Source organism: Agromyces atrinae (assembly GCF_013407835.1).
In the GTDB taxonomy this organism is placed as follows: Bacteria; Actinomycetota; Actinomycetes; order Actinomycetales; family Microbacteriaceae; genus Agromyces; species Agromyces atrinae.
In genome coordinates, this window is record NZ_JACCBI010000001.1 from 1,268,375 (window position 1) to 1,285,123 (window position 16,749).

The 16,749-nt window shown below is 70.7% G+C and carries 14 protein-coding genes; 5 read left to right on the forward strand and 9 right to left on the reverse strand.

The annotated features are described in order from the left end of the window. Positions 1 to 41 precede the first annotated feature (41 nt). The 3 genes from rfbB to BJ972_RS06125 are packed head-to-tail and all read left to right on the forward strand — an operon-like array spanning position 42 to position 3,152. Positions 42 to 1,037: a dTDP-glucose 4,6-dehydratase gene (gene rfbB / locus BJ972_RS06115; RefSeq protein ID WP_129172924.1), complete on the forward strand. Its 996-nt coding sequence runs from the start codon at positions 42 to 44 to the stop codon at positions 1,035 to 1,037. A 4-nt stretch (positions 1,038 to 1,041) separates the two neighbouring features. Continuing rightward, complete coding sequence (rfbD, locus tag BJ972_RS06120) at positions 1,042 to 1,893, forward strand: dTDP-4-dehydrorhamnose reductase (protein WP_129172925.1); 852 nt, start codon at positions 1,042 to 1,044, stop codon at positions 1,891 to 1,893. Continuing rightward, on the forward strand, positions 1,890 to 3,152 hold the full coding sequence (locus BJ972_RS06125) for a lipopolysaccharide biosynthesis protein (RefSeq protein ID WP_129172926.1): 1,263 nt from the start codon (positions 1,890 to 1,892) through the stop codon (positions 3,150 to 3,152). Before rfbD ends, BJ972_RS06125 begins: the two co-directional genes overlap by 4 nt. 90 nt (positions 3,153 to 3,242) lie before the next feature. On the opposite strand, the gene BJ972_RS06130 is transcribed toward BJ972_RS06125, so the two are convergent. Beyond that, the gene (locus BJ972_RS06130; protein ID WP_129172927.1) at positions 3,243 to 4,550 is read right to left on the reverse strand and encodes a nucleotide sugar dehydrogenase; all 1,308 of its coding nucleotides are present in this window, start codon (positions 4,548 to 4,550) and stop codon (positions 3,243 to 3,245) included. Positions 4,551 to 4,634: 84 nt separating this feature from the next. Between BJ972_RS06130 and BJ972_RS06135 the strand changes: the two genes are divergently transcribed. Beyond that, the gene (locus BJ972_RS06135) at positions 4,635 to 5,786 is read left to right on the forward strand and encodes an acyltransferase family protein (RefSeq protein WP_241830725.1); all 1,152 of its coding nucleotides are present in this window, start codon (positions 4,635 to 4,637) and stop codon (positions 5,784 to 5,786) included. 22 nt (positions 5,787 to 5,808) lie between these two features. Here the strand turns inward: BJ972_RS06135 and BJ972_RS06140 are convergent, their stop codons facing one another. Together BJ972_RS06140 and wecB are read right to left on the reverse strand one after the other, a co-directional pair. Further along, complete coding sequence (locus BJ972_RS06140; RefSeq protein WP_129172928.1) at positions 5,809 to 6,891, reverse strand: acyltransferase family protein; 1,083 nt, start codon at positions 6,889 to 6,891, stop codon at positions 5,809 to 5,811. Continuing rightward, a complete protein-coding gene (wecB, locus tag BJ972_RS06145; protein WP_129172929.1) occupies positions 6,888 to 7,955 on the reverse strand; it encodes a non-hydrolyzing UDP-N-acetylglucosamine 2-epimerase in 1,068 nt (355 codons plus the stop codon). The genes BJ972_RS06140 and wecB overlap by 4 nt, the downstream gene beginning before the upstream one ends. Before the next feature lie 80 nt (positions 7,956 to 8,035). On the opposite strand from wecB, the gene BJ972_RS06150 reads away from it, so the two are divergent. Then, positions 8,036 to 9,106, forward strand: coding sequence for a glycosyltransferase (locus BJ972_RS06150; protein ID WP_164989878.1), 1,071 nt, complete (start codon positions 8,036 to 8,038; stop codon positions 9,104 to 9,106). A gap of 16 nt (positions 9,107 to 9,122) precedes the next feature. Here the strand turns inward: BJ972_RS06150 and BJ972_RS06155 are convergent, their stop codons facing one another. Genes BJ972_RS06155 through BJ972_RS06180 form a run of 6 tightly spaced genes read right to left on the reverse strand, consistent with a single transcriptional unit; the run spans position 9,123 to position 16,748 of the window. Further along, positions 9,123 to 10,298: a glycosyltransferase family protein gene (locus BJ972_RS06155; protein WP_129172931.1), complete on the reverse strand. Its 1,176-nt coding sequence runs from the start codon at positions 10,296 to 10,298 to the stop codon at positions 9,123 to 9,125. Then, positions 10,295 to 11,533: a glycosyltransferase gene (locus tag BJ972_RS06160; RefSeq protein WP_129172932.1), complete on the reverse strand. Its 1,239-nt coding sequence runs from the start codon at positions 11,531 to 11,533 to the stop codon at positions 10,295 to 10,297. Before BJ972_RS06160 ends, BJ972_RS06155 begins: the two co-directional genes overlap by 4 nt. A 12-nt stretch (positions 11,534 to 11,545) precedes the next feature. After that, the gene (locus BJ972_RS06165; protein WP_164989879.1) at positions 11,546 to 12,616 is read right to left on the reverse strand and encodes a glycosyltransferase; all 1,071 of its coding nucleotides are present in this window, start codon (positions 12,614 to 12,616) and stop codon (positions 11,546 to 11,548) included. Then, complete coding sequence (locus BJ972_RS06170; protein WP_129172934.1) at positions 12,613 to 14,418, reverse strand: ABC transporter ATP-binding protein; 1,806 nt, start codon at positions 14,416 to 14,418, stop codon at positions 12,613 to 12,615. Before BJ972_RS06170 ends, BJ972_RS06165 begins: the two co-directional genes overlap by 4 nt. Positions 14,419 to 14,466: 48 nt before the next feature. Further along, complete coding sequence (locus tag BJ972_RS06175; protein ID WP_129172935.1) at positions 14,467 to 15,585, reverse strand: glycosyltransferase; 1,119 nt, start codon at positions 15,583 to 15,585, stop codon at positions 14,467 to 14,469. Beyond that, positions 15,582 to 16,748 (reverse strand): glycosyltransferase family 4 protein, encoded by a 1,167-nt coding sequence (locus BJ972_RS06180; RefSeq protein WP_164989880.1) that lies wholly within the window; start codon positions 16,746 to 16,748, stop codon positions 15,582 to 15,584. The genes BJ972_RS06175 and BJ972_RS06180 overlap by 4 nt, the downstream gene beginning before the upstream one ends. Position 16,749 lies beyond the last annotated feature (1 nt).

Here is a 16,749-nt window from a genome sequence, read left to right on the forward strand (position 1 = left end):
CTAGAATCGCGGGGATCGCGAACGAACGGAAAGCACCTCCTATGAACCTCCTCGTCACCGGCGGTGCCGGCTTCATCGGCTCCAACTTCGTGCACCACGTGCTCGAGCACACCGACCACTCGGTCACGGTGCTCGACAAGCTCACCTACGCGGGCAACCGCGCTTCACTCGACGGCCTTCCCGCCGACCGCTTCCGTTTCGTCGAGGGCGACATCATCGACGCCGAGCTCGTCGACCGCCTGTTCGCCGAGCACGACGCGGTCGTGCACTATGCGGCCGAGAGCCACAACGACAACTCGCTCGACGACCCTCGCCCGTTCCTCGACACCAACATCATCGGTACGTACACGCTGCTCGAGGCCGCGCGTCGCCACAACCGTCGCCTGCACCACATCTCGACCGACGAGGTCTACGGCGACCTCGAGCTCGACGACCCCGCACGGTTCACCGAGGACACGCCCTACAACCCGTCGAGCCCGTACTCGTCGACGAAGGCCGGCAGCGACCTCCTCGTGCGCGCGTGGGTGCGCTCCTTCGGCGTCCAGGCGACGATCTCGAACTGCTCGAACAACTACGGCCCCTACCAGCACGTCGAGAAGTTCATCCCGCGCCAGATCACGAACGTGCTCCGCGGCGAGCGCCCCAAGCTCTACGGCACGGGCGAGAACGTGCGCGACTGGATCCACGCCGACGACCACTCGTCGGCCGTGCTCACGATCCTCGAGAAGGGCGTCATCGGCGAGACCTACCTCATCGGCGCCGACGGCGAGAAGAACAACAAGGACGTCGTCGAGCTCATCCTGAGCGAGCTCGGCCAGCCCTCCGACGCTTACGACCTCGTCACCGACCGCCCCGGCCACGACCTGCGCTACGCGATCGACTCGACGAAGCTCCGCGCGGAACTCGGCTGGACGCCGCGCTTCAGCGACTTCGAGGCCGGCCTCAAGGAGACGATCCGCTGGTACCAGGACAACGAGGCATGGTGGGCGCCGCAGAAGGACGCCACCGAAGCCCGTTACACGGCGCAGGGCCAGTAGCGCCATGCGTTTCCTCATCACCGGAGCCGGTGGAATGCTCGGGCGCGATCTCCAGACCGCGCTCGCGGGCCGCGACGTGACGGCAGCGACGCGTGCCGACCTCGACATCACCGATGAGGCTGCGGTCATCGCCGCCGTCGCCGGTCACGACGTCGTCATCAACGCGGCGGCCTACACGGCCGTCGACGACGCCGAGACCGACGAAGACGCCGCCTACGCGCTCAACGCGCTCGGCCCGCGGAACCTCGCGCGCGGTGCGGCAGCCGCCGGGGCGCGTCTCGTGCAGATCTCGACCGACTACGTCTTCGACGGACGCGGCACGAGCCCGTACGCCGAGGATGCCGCGCGAGCACCGATCTCGGCCTACGGGCGCACCAAGGCGGCGGGCGAGGAGTTCGTGAGCGAGCTGCTGCCGGACGCCTCGTACATCGTGCGCACGGCCTGGCTCTACGGCGAGCACGGCAACAACTTCGCCCGCACGATGCGCACGCTCGCCGCTAACCGCGACACGTGGTCGGTCGTCGACGACCAGCGCGGTCAGCCGACATGGACGGTCGACCTCGCCGACGCCGTCATCCGTCTCGTCGATGCCGACGCACCGGCGGGCATCTACCACGGCACCTCGTCGGGCGAGACGACGTGGTTCGGCTTCGCGCGGGCCATCCTCGAGACCGCGGGTCTCGACCCCGAACGCATCACACCGACCGACAGCTCGGCGTTCCAGCGCCCCGCTCCCCGACCCGACTACTCGGTTCTCGCACACGACACGTGGGCGGCAGCGGGTCTCTCGCCGATCCGCGATTGGCGTGAGGCGCTCGACGTCGCCGCCGCGCGCGGCATCATCGACCCTCGATGAGGTCGGCCGGCCTGCTGAAAGCGACGAGCGCCTACGGGCTCTCGGTCGTCGTCAGCGGCGTCGTCAGCATCGCGGTCATCCCTGCGGTCATCATCGCCGCCGGGGAGACGGCGTGGGTCACAATCGCCGTGTCGCAGGCCGTCGCGGGCTTCGCGTTCGTGCTCGCCGTCTTCGGGTGGGGCGTCACCGGTCCGACAGACGTCGCGTCGCGCGGCTCCGTCGAGCGCGGGCGCTACTTCTTCGAGTCGCTCCTCAGCCGCACGTGGCTGAGCCTCATCATCGTGCCGATCTCGATCCCGCTCTCGATCATCCTCTCGCGGGGCGACCCCCTGCTCGCCGGCCTGACCACCGCGAGCGGCATCCTCGTCGCCCTCGGCGCCGGCTGGTTCTTCGTCGGCGAGAAGAGCCCGATCCGATTCCTCGTGCTCGACACGGCGCCGCGCATCATCGGCACGGTCGTGGGAGCGGGAGTGCTGCTCGCGACGGGCGATGCCCGCTGGTTCGCCGGCATCCAGCTCGCGGGCGTCGTCGCCGCGGCGATCATCTCGAGCGCGAGCATCCTCCGCCGCTACCGCTCGTGGTCGTTCACGGCCTCGCCGATGCGTGCGCTCCGGAACCTCCGCGGTCAGGCCGCTCCCGTCACGATGGCCGCGACGACGTCGCTCTACGTCAACGTGCCGATCGTCATCGTGCAGCTCTTCCTGCCGAGCGCGACCGCCGTCTACGCGCTCGCGGAGCGCATCGTGCGCCTCTCGCTCTACGCGACCCGACCCGTCGTGCAGATCGCACAGGGCTACGTGCCCGCGCCCGAGCACCTCGACCTCGTCGCACGCGCCAAGCGCGTCACCCTCATCGGCCTCGTGCTCGGCGGCGCAGGCGGACTCGCCTTCGCGGTGCTCGGCCCGTGGGTCGGAACAATCCTCTCGGGCGGTGCCATCGACCTCGGCTCGGCGCTCGCGATCGCGATGGGCGCGAACCTCGCGGCCCTCCTCGCGTCACAGCTCACGGGCTTCGCGTGCCTCACGGCATTCGGACTCGCGCGCGAGCTCGCGCGGTCGACGATCGTCGGCGCCATCGTCGGCACCGTGCTCATGATCCCGCTGACGTTCGCCTTCGGCGTCGTGGGCCTTGCCTGGGGTCTCGCGATCTCGGAGCTCGCCGTGCTCGCGGTGCAGCTCGTCGCCCTGCGTCGCGCGTTCGCCGCTCCCCCGCCGGAGAAGCCTGCGGAGCCCGTCGAGCCCGTGCTTCCGCCGGAGTAGTCGCTACGACACGATCGTCGGGAAGGCGGGCGTCGCGACACGGATTTGATCGATCACCGACGACGGCGCCGAGATCCTGACGGCTCGAACCTAGGCGGCGTGCACTCCCCCGCCACCGATGACGAGCCTCGGCACACCCGACCAGAGGGCGGGATCGGTCGCGTTGCGGCCGTCGACGAGCAGCCGGATGCCGGGGAGGTCGGCCGGCACGAGCGCACGGTACTCGGCGTGGTCGGCCTGGAGGATGGCGATGTCGATCGCGTCACCTCGCGTGTAGGGCTCCCAGCCGAAGCCGCGGATCTCGTCGTCGGAGTAGAGCGGGTCGTGCACGAGCACGTCGGCGCCGCGCTCGCGGAGGGCGTCGACCGTCGCGAAGACGCCCGAGAACGCCGTCTCCTTGACGCCGCCGCGGTACGCCGCGCCGAGGACCACGGTGCGCACGCCGGTGAGGTCGCCGTAGAGGCGTGCGGCCTCGGCGACGGTGCGCTCGGGCATCGACGCGTTCAGCAGTCGTGCGGTGCGCACGATGTCGGCCTCACGGTCGGTCGCGAGGTAGAGGCGCGGGTAGACGGGGATGCAGTGGCCGCCGACGGCGATGCCGGGCCGGTGGATGTGGCTGTAGGGCTGCGAGTTGCACGCCTCGATGACGTCGTAGACGTCGACTCCGACCTGCTCGGCGAAGAGCGCGAACTGGTTCGCGAGCCCGATGTTGACGTCGCGGTACGTCGTCTCGGCGAGCTTGGCCATCTCGGCCGCCTCGGCCGAGCCCAGGTCCCAGACCCCGTTCGGTCGAGGCAGATCGTCGCGCTCATCGAACTGCAATACGGCCTCGTAGAACTCGCGTGCGGCGTTCGCACCGGCGGCGTCGAGACCGCCGACGAGCTTCGGGTACTTGCGGAGGTCGGCGAAGACACGGCCCGTGAGCACTCGCTCCGGAGAGAAGACGAGGTGGAAATCGGTGCCTTCGACGAGACCCGATCCGGCTTCGATCATGGGCTTCCAGCGCGTGCGCGTCGTGCCGACGGGCAGCGTCGTCTCGTACGAGACGAGCGTGCCGGGCGTCAGGTGCTCGGCGAGAGAGCGGGTCGCCTCGTCCATCCAGCCGAAGTCGGGTTCCCACGAGGCGTTGTCGACGAAGAGCGGCACGACCACGACGACCGCATCGGCGCCGGGAACGGCGTCGGCGTAGTCGGTCGTCGCGCGAAGGCGACCGGTCGGCACGAGAGCCGAGAGCTTGTCCTGGAGTCCTGCCTCACCGGGGAACGGCTCCTGACCGGCGTTCACGAGTTCGACGAGTTTCGCGTTGACGTCGACTCCGACGACCTCGTGACCACTGTCGGCGAACTGAACGGCGAGGGGGAGCCCGATCTTTCCCAGGGCGATGACTGCGATACGCACCGGCCAAGTCTACGTGCGGGCGCACACCCACCGGCCCGCGGCGCCTCCCGCGTCATCCGGGTGGCCGATGTAGACTCAGCGGCCGTGACGGAACAGCCAGGGGTGGGCCACGCGACGAGGCTCGACTCCATCACCGGACTCCGGTGGTGGGCCGCATTCGTGGTCTTCGGCTACCACATGCTCGTCTTCGCGCCGCTCCCGGCGTCGGCCGCGAGCCTGCTGCAGTTCGGTCACTTCGGCGTGACGTTCTTCTTCGTGCTCTCGGGCTTCGTGCTCACGTGGTCGATGCGACCCGGCACGACGAAGGCCACTTTCTACTGGCGACGGTTCGCCCGCATCTACCCGCTGAGCCTCGTCACGCTCCTGCTCGCCATCCCCGTCTTCTACAGCTTCCACCCCGATCCGGCGGACTGGTGGGTGAAGCCCGTGAGCATCGGTATCCTCCTGCTCTCGGTCGTGCTCCTGCAGGGCTGGTCGCGTGATCCGGCGATCCTGTTCTCCGGCAACCCGGCGGCGTGGACCCTCACCGTCGAGATGTTCTTCTACGCGGTGCACCCGTTCATCGCACCCGTCGTCGCCCGCTTCTCGAAGCGCGGCGCGCTGTGGGCTGCGGGAGGCGTCATCGCCTTCGCCGTGCTCACCCGCATCGCGACCCTGCTCGCGCCGACTGGCTGGATCGCCGGGCTCCCCTGGCCGATCCTCCGGCTCAACGAGTTCGTGCTCGGCATCTGCATCGCGTGGGCGTTCCGTCTCGGCTGGCGCCCCAAGCTCCATCCCGTCATCCCGCTCGTCGGCCTGCTCGTCTACTTCCTCGTCGTCGCCGACACCCCGGGCATCGACGCCATCGACCAGCCCCTCGAGGTCGTCATCACGCCCTACGCGAGCGAGGTCGTGACGGTGCTCTGCGCAGCCCTCATCATCGCGACGGCGTCGCGCGAGCTCCGAGGACGCGCGGGCTGGACGGCCTCGAAGCCGCTCGTCGCGCTCGGCGAGTGGTCGTTCGCGTTCTACCTCGTGCACGCGACGATCATCTACGTCGCGCTCGAGGTCTTCGGACTGCAGCCGGCCCGATGGGCGAACCTTGCGTGGTTCGCCGTGCTGCTCGTGGTCGCGACGGCCGCCGCGGCGGCACTGCACCTCGGCGTCGAGAAGCCCCTCGAGACGCGCCTGCGCCGGTGGCAGCAGGCGAAGTCGTCGGCGCGGGCCGAGAAGAAGAGCGCTGCCGTCGGCGGATGACGCGAGCTCACGCCGCGCTCGCTCAGCGTGACGCGTGGTGCGCCGCCCAGTACCCGAGCCGGGTGCGGAGCCGCGCGGGCGGTTCGTAGAGCCAGGCGAAGTTCCAGCGCCGGGAGGCGTCGTAAAGAGCCGCACTCGCGGCGACGGCCGCGATGACGACGACAGGGATGACGAGCACTCCTGTCACGGTGTTGCCGATCGAGGGCGCGAACCCTGCGCGTCGCGACGACTCGGCGATGACCGCGACGAGCTCGAAGAGGAACGCGTGGCCGACGTAGATCGGCAGGGTGCGCGCCGCGAGATAGCGGCCGACGCGCACGACGCTCGGCGAGCGCGACGCCCACGCGCTCAGGAGGATCGCAGCGATGATGCCGACGATGCTCACGAGCGCCGTCGTGAGCGCGAGCACGCCGACGGTGCGTTGAACGGCGATGAGGCCTCCGAAACCGGCCACAGCGACGAACGCCGCCCAGCGCGGCCACGCGGCGATGCGCTCGAGCACGGGGCGCGCGAAGCAGCCGACGAGGAACCAGAACGTGAAGGTGAACCACCGGTCGACGTTGACGCCGAGGATCGTCGGCAGGGCCCCGAGGAGCGGCTCGAGCACCGTGCGCGGGCTGAACGCGAGGAGCGCCGCCGCCACGAGGGTCGTGAGCGGCAGTCGCCGGGTGAGCTTCGCGATGACGAGCGCGACGATGAGCGCCGGCAGATACCAGTAGTGCGCGCCCGCGAAGAAGAGCGTCGATACGGCGAGCGGCAGGATCGCGAGCGGGTCGTCGTACGACGCACGCAGCATCCAGAAGGGCATGACGAGGAGCGTCCAGACGAAGAACGGCCAGAGCAGGGCGAGGAAGCGCGTCACCGTGAGAGTGCGCCACGGCCGCTCGAGCGCGCTCACCGCGAGGAGCCCGGAGACGAGGAAGAAGAGCGGGATGCGCACGGGGATGAGCGAGATGCTCACGTCGTTCCAGAGACGGACGACCGCGCCCTGCGAGCCGGGGAGCAGCGCGTCGAGGAACCAGTCCGTCGTGTGGAACAGCACGATGAGGACGATCGCCGCCGCTTTGGCGATGTCGATCCAGTCGAGCCGCGTCGACGCCGTCATCGGTGGTGCTCGAGCAGGGCCTCGATCACCCGGCCCGCGGCGTGGCCGTCGCCGTACGGCGCCGCATCGGTCGGCGCGGGCTGCGAGCGGGCGACCGCGGCCTCGATCTCGTCGGGCTCGGAGGCGAGCACGTTCCAGCCGAGTTCGACGGTCTCGACCCATTCGGTCTCGGTACGGACGGTCGTGCAGGGCACACGCAGCAGGAACGCCTCCTTCTGGAGGCCGCCCGAGTCGGTGATGACGCCGCGGGACGCGAGGGTCGCCGCGATGAGGTCGGGGTACGCGAGCGGCGTGTGACTCACGAGCGACCCCTGGTCGAGCGAGAGACCGTGTTCGGCGGCCTTCGCGACGAGTCGCGGGTGCGCGAGCAAGACGACGGGGTGCGGCTGGGCCGCGAGAGCGGCGAGGATACCGGCGAGACGCGCCGGGTCGTCGGTATTCTCCGCGCGGTGGATCGTCGCGACGTGGAACGCGCCCGCCTCGAGCGAGAGCTCGTCGAGCAGCACGGACGGAGTGGTTCCGACTCGATCTCGGATCTCGAAGAGCACGTCGGTCATGACGTCGCCGACGAGCACCGTGCGATCGGCGAGGCCCTCCGCCGCGAGGTGTCCGCGCGCGACTTCGGTGGGTGCGAGGAGCAGGTCGGCGGCATGATCGGTCAGCACGCGGTTGTGCTCCTCGGGCATCCGTCGGTTGAACGACCGGAGACCCGCCTCGAGGTGCGCGACGGGGAGGTGCAGTTTCACCGCGCTCACGGCCGCGGCGAGCGTCGAGTTCGTGTCGCCGTAGACGAGCACCCAGTCGGGGCGGTCGTCGGTCATGACGGCGTCGAGCGAAGCGAGCATCGCGCCCGTCTGGGCTCCGTGCGAACCGGAGCCCACGCCGAGGTGCACATCGGGGGCGGCGATGCCGAGATCGGCGAAGAAGACATCGGAGAGGATGGGGTCGTAGTGCTGACCGGTGTGCACGATGGTGTGCTCGACCCCGGCTCGTGCGGCGGCTTTCGCGACCGGTCCCAGCTTGACGAACTGCGGGCGGGCGCCCACGACACTCATGACTCTCACGGGTATCGAGTCTAAGCGGGCACGAGCGGGCGGCCACGCGGGGTAGCGTGGAACGAGTCCCTGACGAAGGCGGTGCGCACGTGCGACAACTCCCCGAGGTCGACGTGGTCATCGCCGTTCACGACGAGGCACGCCCCATCGAGCGGGCCACGGCATCCGCGCTCCGCAACGCCCGGAACGTGCGCGTCACGGTCGTTGCCCACGGCATCGACGAGGCCTCCGTCGCGGGCCGTTTGGGCACGCTCGCCGACGACGAGCGCGTGCGCATCCTCGAACTGCGCGACGGCATCGCGAGCCCCGCGGGGCCCTTCAACCTCGGGCTCGACGAGGCGACGGGCAGGTTCACCTCCGTACTCGGCTCCGACGACGAACTCGAGGCGGGAGCGATCGACTCGTGGCTCGCACTCGCCGACCGTGCGAGTGCCGACGCCGTCATCGCACGGCTCCGCCATGCGGGAGGCCGCGCCGTCCCCACTCCCCCGGCCAGGCCGCTGCGCTCGCGCCACCTGCACCCCGTGCGGGACCGGCTCGCCTACCGGAGCGCCCCGCTCGGGCTCGTCTCCCGCGAGCACTTCGGCGACGTCCGCTTCGCGGTCGGCCTGCCGAGCGGTGAAGACCTGCCCTACGTCACTCGCGTCTGGTACTCGGGGCGACCCGTCGCCTACGACCGTCGTGGCCCCGCCTACCTCATCCACGGCGGCGCGGGCCGCGTGACCCAGACCGCCCGCGCCATCGCAGCCGAGTTCGCGGCCGTCGACTCCGTGCTCTCCGACCCCGCATTCGCGGGGCTGCCGCGCGCGCAGCGCGAGTCGCTCGTCGTGAAGCTCGTGCGCGTGCAGCTCTTCGGGGCGGTGTCGAACCGCTCCTCGACCGATTCCTGGACGATCGAGGAGCGCGGCGCGCTCGCGGCGGCCGCCGCTCGCCTCCTGGCCACGGCACCCGGTGCCGAGCGTGTGCTGTCGCGCGCCGATCGGGCTCTTCTCGACGCGATCCTCGACGGCGGCGTGCCGACGCCACGGCTCATCGACCTCTCCCATCGGCGCCGGAGGAGGGTGTCGTTCGACGCTCTCGTGCCGCGCGACCTGAGCCGCGTGCTCTCGGTCGACGGACCGCTGCGTTTCTCTGCGGCATCCGCTCTCGCCCTGCGCTGACGGCGCAGGCCTCGACTCACGGAGCGAGCAGGAACCTGTCTTCGAGCACCCGGCGCGACAACTCGCCGTCGTGCGCGGCGCGCACGAAGCCGGGCCCGGCGGCGGCGCGATCGCGATACACGTCGCGGCGGGCGACGACGTCGCGCAGCACGGCCTCGAGATCGGCGATCGTCGCCTGGACGATGGGGAGCTCATGACCCGTCGTCTCGAGCACGGCGGCGCGGGCCTCGTCGCTCACGTGCGAGATGACGAGTCGGCCCGCCGCCATCGCCTCGCACGCCGCGACGCCGTAGTCGCCGAGGCGGAACTGGTCGAGCACGATGTCGGCGTCGCCGAAGATCGCGGGCATGGCGTCGTGCGCGACGCCCGAGACCGTCGAGTACTCGATGACGCCCTCGTCGTGGAGCGCGGTGAGCAGCGGGGTGATCTCGGCCGTTCCCTTCACGAGCGGGTTCGACGGCACGTGCACGACGCGCGGTCGCTCGCGCTCGAGCACGGATGTCTCCTGACGCCACGTGTCGGGGTCGATCACGACGGGCACGAGTCGCGCGCGCGGAACGTCGAGGAGGAGTCCCGGCGTCGAGACGAACACCGGTGCACCGAGCTCGTCGAGCACCCGCAGGTTGCCGAGCACGATCTCTTCGAGGGCGGCGACGGGAACCCAGTCGTCATTGTGGAACGGCGACCACGGGTCGGCGGCGGCGTGGCGCGACGGCAGACGGATGTCGGAGCCGTGGCACATCATCGCGAGGCGCACTCCCGCACGCTCGACGGCCTGCGCCTGAGCGAGCACGGAACCGCCGTCGAGGCTGCCGAGCGGCGCCATCTCGGCCTCGATCATCATGTGCGTGAACCGCTCGGTGATCGCGCGGAACTGCGCGCGCTGCCAGCGGCGCGAGTGCGCGGCGATCCGACCGGAGACCGGATAGTCGACGGGGTACGCGAACGGATTGATCGAGTCGTAGACCATGTTCATCGCCGCGATGTCGGGGTTCTTCTCGACCGCGCGGGCCCAGCGGAAGCCCTGCCCCGCGTAGTTCGCCGGGGCGATGTAGAGGCGGATGGGCCGATCGGCAGGAACGGGAGGCGGCGGGAGCCGCTCGCCCTTGGCACGGGCGACCGCGACCGACAACGGGTCCTGGAGGAACGAGGGCAGTCGACGCCAGACGTCGATGGCGGTGGGCAGCTTCACGACTCGATCCATCCGTCGAGGAGCACGCGCGCGCTCCGACGCCCGTCGTGCACGGCTTCGGCGAACGCGACGCCCTCGCGACCGAGGCGCGCGCGCCGTTCGGGGTCGGCGGCGAGCTCACGCAGCACGTCGCCGACGGTGTCGGGCGTCGCCTCGACGATCGGTACGGCGAACCCCGTGGCCTCGCTCACGGAGCGGCGCACGGACTCGAGCACGTGGCCGACGACGACGCGGCCCGCCGCCATGGCTTCGACGGCGGCGACCCCGTACGACCCGAGACGGAACTGATCGAGCACGATGTCGGCCGAGCGATACAGCTCGGGCATCTGCCGGGCGGCGACCCCCGAGACGGTGCGGTAGTCGAGGAGCCCCTCGGCCTCGAGCCCGCGCACCGGGCGCTCGATGAGGGCCGTGCCCTTGACGGCCGACTTGCTCGGCACATGAACGACGAGCGGCCGCGCGTTCTCGGGCTCGGCGTCGACTTGCCACACCGCGCCGTCGACGACGACGGGGCACCACTGCGCGTACGGCACGTCGAGGAGCAGGTCGGGCGTCGACACGAACGTCGGGCGATCCAGCCGGTCGAGGAGGGCGCGGTTACGTGAGGCATCCCGCTCGAACTTCGTGTTGTACGAGTCGGCGTCGGCGTAGGGCGACCACGGCGTGAGCCCGACGTGCCGGCTCGGAAGACGGATGTCGGTGCCGTGGCAGAGGAACGCGACCGAGAGGCCGCGCCTCTCGAGCTCGGCCGTCTCGCGTTCGACGTCGCGCGAGAAGAGCCGCCCGAACAGTGCGCGCTCGGCCTCGACGAGCACATGGCTGAAGCGGCCCACCGCTTCGAGCTCCGCCTCCTGCCACTCGCGCGAGCGCGTGTAGACGGGAACGGGAACGATCGTGTCGGCCGGGAAGTCGAATCCCCCGGGCACGTCGACGGCCATGTTGCGCGCTCCGACATCGGCGTCGGACGCGTCGAGCGCGGCCGCCCACAGCCGCCCCTGCGCCGCGTAGTTGGTCGGGCCGATGTACACGCGGGCTGCGGTCGCCGGCGCCGCCGTCGGCGGGGGGATGTCGCTCGCGTCGAAGCCTCCGAGCGATCGCGCCGCGAGGCGACCGAGGAGCCCGTCGGGGTGATCGGCGATGTGATCGATCGTCCGGTTCACGAACCGCGGCAGCCGGGTGCGGTCGCGGAGGAGCCCGTCGACGAGTCGGCGCGGGGCGGAGAGGAGGCGGCTCATCGCGTCATCCGTTCACCAGGGGGCGCGGACGCGGAGCTCGCGTCGCAGCATCGAATCGCGACGCAGGTTGTCGGCGGGGCGAGGGGTCAGCAGGCGCTCGACGCGCGACGCCGCGCGGATGCGCACGACGGCGGCACGGAGCGCGTCGGCATCGCCGCTCGACACCGCGTGGGCGATCTCCGTCTCGGTACGCGAGAGCGAGCGTTCGGCGTGCGGCGCGATCGAGCGCAGCCACGCACCGACCGCGGCAGCAGCAGTGGCATCGCTCTCGCCGAGCACGCCCGGCTCGGCACGCACCACGATCGACGGCACGAGGTTCAGGCGCCAGAGCTTGACGGCGATCGCCTCACGCCGCTTCGCGGGCAGTGCGCCGACCCAGCGCTTCTCTGAGAGCAGGCGGAGCGCCTCGAGCTCGTCGGCGAGAGGACGGGGGGCGAACGTCACGCGCTCGGGTGCGTCGGCGCCGATGAGGTACGCCGGCAGACGTCGGCCGTCGTCGATCCGCCCACCCGCGTTCAGAAGCGCGAGCCCGAGCTCGATGTCCTCACCCGTCGAGAGGCCGGGCGTGAGCGCGATGCCCGTCGCCTCGAGATACGAGCGACGGATGACGCCGAGGGGCGCCGCACGATAATTCAGCCGATCATGCACGGGATCGAGGCCTCGTGCGCGGAACGGCCGCGCGAGCGGGTCGCGCCACACGGCGCCGTCGTGGTTCTCGAGGCGGGCGATGAGGTAGGCGGTCTTCGCACGCTGCACGTGCGAGACCCATGCGTCGACGGCTCCGTCGGCGAGGAGGTCGTCGGAGCCCATGATCGAGACGAACGGCGCCTCGGCGATCGCGAGGCCGTGCATGAACGGGCCGGCGGGAGACGGGATGCCGTCGGCGAAGGGCACGACGCGCAGGCGACCGTCGCCCGCGAAGCGCGCGAACTGCTCGGCGAACTCCTCGGGATCGCGGCCGTGGGCGACGACGGTGACGCGCACCCGCGCGTCGCGGGCGGCGAGGACGGAGGCGACAGCACGGTCGACGCGGCGACGGGGATCATGGGCCGCGACGACGACGTCGAGGTCGATCGCACTCACGCGATCCGCCCCTCCGGTCCGCGCGCGAGGCCGGCGAGAGCGACCTGCTCGCCGAAGGCGGGCAGCGTCTCGGCGAGACGGTAGAACGTGTCGAGACCCTGCACCTGGCCGTCGGCGAGGTAGCAGATACGGTCGTAGTCCTTGACGGTCGAGAGGCGGTGCGCGACCGAGATGACGGTCGTCTCGCCGTGGAGTCCCCGGATCGCGCGCGTCACGCCGTCTTCCGTCTTCGTGTCGAGCGAGCTCGTCGCTTCGTCGAGCACGAGCACGAGAGGGTCGACGTAGAGGGCGCGGGCGATGCCGAGGCGCTGCTGCTGGCCGCCCGAGAGGGCGACGCCGCGCTCACCGATGCGCGTGTGGATACCGGCATCCCGCTCGGCGACGAGGCCCGAGAGCTGCGCCATCTCGAGGGCGCGCACGACCCGCTCCTCGTCGAAGTCGTGGTCCCACGTGAGGGCGACGTTCTGCGCGATGCTCGCATCGAAGAGCGCGACGCGCTGCGGAACGTAGCCGACCCGTCCGCGCCACTGGTTGATGACGTCGGTGAGGGGCAGACCGTCGATCGCGAGGCGACCGCCCGTCGGCGTGCTGAGACCGAGCAGCAGGTCGATGAGGGTCGACTTGCCCGCGCCCGAGGGGCCGACGATTCCGAGCGAGCTTCCGAAGGGGATGTCGATGTCGACGCCGTCGAGCACGTCGGCCTGCGACTTCGGGTAGCGGAAGCGCACCGATTCGAGACGCAGGAGCGTCGGTTCGGCGGGCAGCTCCTGCACGTCGCGGCTCGTGTCGTTGGCGGCGACGTCGCGCTCGGTGCGCGTGATGTCGCCGATGACGTCCTGGGCGCTCGGCAGCGTCGCCGTCGCCTGGATGATGCCGCCCTGCACGCCGTTGATGGCGGGGATCAGACGGAAGCCCGTGGTCGCGAAGAGCGCGACCGAGACGATCGCCTCCTCCGGACCGGAGATGAGGAGGCCGGCGCCGCCGATGAGGAGGAAGCCGCCGACGAGCGCGGCTTCGAACGTGTACTTCGGGATGATGCCGAGGAACGAGGCATTCGCTCGCGCACGGACGGCGCGCTTCCGCTCCTCCGTGACGACGCCCGCGACCTGCTCGAGCTTGTTGCGGAGCGTGATCTCCTTGAGCGCCTCGACCATCTCGGTCATGAAGATCGCGACGCGGTAGCTCGCGTCGCGATTGACGCGACCCGCGAGGAGCGCGCGCTTCGTGACGACCTGGTTGACGATGATCGCGATGATGCCGAGGTAGACGAGCGCGATGACCGCGGTGAGCGGCTGGGCGACGACGAGCACGGCGAGGATGAGGACGAAGGTCAGGACGTTGCCGGGCACGAGGGCGAGCGGCAGCAGGAAGCCCATGATGGTGTTCGCGATGCCGCCGTCGGCGATGCGCGTGACCTCGGCGACGGTGCGCTTCGAGCGCTCCTCCCACGACGAGCGCACGTACGCGTGGAACATGCGCTGACCGATCTGCAGTTCGTACCGGGCGAAGCGACGCGTCGCGATCCAGTGCAGGAAGACCGAGAGCGCGCTCTTCACGATGATGAGGATGCACGCGACGAGGATGAGGAGCGGGGCCGCGGATGACGGCAGCGAGCCGATCACGGGGATCGCGAAGCTCGACCCGGTCACGATCGCGCTGATGACGACGGCGAGGAGCGCCATCGCGGCGACGTCGATGAGGGTGAGCGCGCTCGTCATACCGATGTAGACGAGGAAGAAGCGACGCGCCCCCGCAGGGAGGAGAGGCAGGAGTTCGCGGAGGGTCGACCAGAGGAGCTTCATCGGGTGCGACCCTACCACCCGGCTGATCGGAGCTCGCCGTGCACCGTCTCAGCCCGCCAGACGGGCGATCGCCGCTTCCCAGATGCGCACCTGGGATTCGGCAGAGAGGTCGTGCGCGTGCTCGTCGGCGGCGCGCTTCCAGCCCTCGACCTGCGATCGGTCGATCGACTCGAGTGCGCGAGCGAAGTCTTCGGCATCGAATCCGTCGGCGACGATGCCCACTTCGTTCGCCGTCACGACGTTCGCCATCTCGGGTGTCGGGCCGATGATGACGCCGAGACGTGCCTGCACGTAGTCGAAGAGCTTGTTCGGCAGCGCCCAGCGGTTGTTGAAGTTGGTCGGCGGCAGCAGGTGCACGCCGACGTCGTAGCGCCGGAGCGTGTCGGAGAGGTCGCTGTAGGGAACGGGGTCGTTGACCCGCACACGCCCCTCGGTCGCCTGCGCACGCGCCTTCAGCTCGTCGAGGTACGCCGGCTGGTTGGCCGTGAGGTACAGGTCGAGTGTCACGTCGGCGTCGGCGGACGCGACACCGTCGATGAGCACCTCGAGGCGGCGGTCGCCCATGGCCGCACCCGAGTGCACGAGCGCGATCGGTTCGCTCACGGGCGTCGGCGAGGCGTCGACGTAGGGCGCAGCGTTCGTGACGACCTCGGCCCGGAAGCCGAAGTTGCGTTCGTACTCGTCGGCGATGCCCTCGCCCACCGTGGTCCACGACGCGGCGTGGGCGACGTACTCGGAGCACTGCCACTCGACGAACGGCGTGACCTTGTCGCGCCAGCCCTGCCAGTCCTCGTGGAGGAGCGGCGAGTACTCGTGGAGATCGGCGTGCACGCCGCGCGTCGGCTTCGTCTGGAGTGCGACCGGCACCGCCTCGACGTCGTTCGCGAGCACGATGTCCCACGTGCGGCGACGAAGCGCCCGCTTCACCCACTTGACCGACCACAGCGACCAGTACGCGCGCTTGTAGCGCTTCTTCGTGATGAGCCCGTCGTGCAGCACGTTGTGCAGGATGTCGTCGGGGATGCGGATGTGCTCGGCGACACCCTCCGGCGCCGGACCGTAGCCGCACGTCGTGACCGTGTAGCGGTCGCGGAAGGCCTCGACCTGCTTGAGCACTCGCGCGTCACTCGCGATGGGCGAGAACGAGAGGATGAGAAGGGAGGTCATCGTGGGCTCCGTTTCTTCTGCAGCGCGGCCGTCTCGACGACGTCGGCACCTCGGCGCCCGACGGCGGCGAGATCGACCTCCTCGGCCGCCCACGCGGAGAGCGTCGCGCGGCTGTCGGCGGTGGGCGGGTTCTCGATCGCGCGCAGCATGGCCGCCGCGACGGATGAGCGGTCGTACGCGACGGCTTCGCCCGCGCCGCTGCGCTCGACGAAGTCGATCGCGGGGCCCACACCCGTGAAGACGGCGGGAACGCCGCGCGCCGCCGCCGCGTAGAGCTTCGTGGGGAAGGCGAAGTCGTATCCGCGCCCGGGGCGCACGCTCGCGAGCGCGGCCGTCGCGCGGTCGAGCACCGCACCGAGCTCGTCGAGCGGAAGGCGCGGGCGGAACGTGACGCTGCCGGCGGGGAGCTTCTCGGCGAGCGCCGTGAGCTCCGGCCACTCCGACCCATGACCGATGAAGACGAGGCGGGCGTCGGGTCGCGACTGCAGCACGTCGGCGAAGGCCTCGACGAAGATCGTCGCGCCGTGCACCTCCGACGCGGTGCCCGTGTAGACGAGGAGAGGCGCACCCGCGTCATCCGTCGACGTGCCCCGACCGGCGGCGAGAGCCGTGACGTCGACGCCGTTGCCGATCGTCGCGACGTTCTTCCTGACACCCCAGGCGGCCAGGCGGCGCGTGACCGACTCGGAGACGCTCAGCACGGCCGTCGCGTGCGCCATCGAGCCGCGTTCGACGCGGCGCACCGCACCGAGCACCCACGCGGGCGCGTCGGTGTTGGCCGCGGCATCCGACCAGATGTCGGCGGCGTAGTAGACGTAGGGCCGGCCGAGCAGCGTGGCGACGACGCGCACGACGAATCCCGTCGTGGGCGGCGGCTCGGTGACGTAGACGTCCTGCTTCCGCCCGAGCAGCAGACGGAAGAACACGGGCACGTCGAAGCTCAGATAGTTGACGTAGCCGCGCACGTAGCCGTCGCGGTCGCGGAGGACCGGCCAGCGCTTGACGTGCGCTCCCCCGTCGTCGCGCCGCAGCCGCGGGACCCGCGTCGTGAGCACGCGCACCTCGTGACCGCGCTCGACGAGGGCGTCGACGAGAGCCCGCAGACGGAACGAGGCCGCCGCCGGCTCGGGGGTGTAGATGCGACTGACGAGCGTGACCCGCACG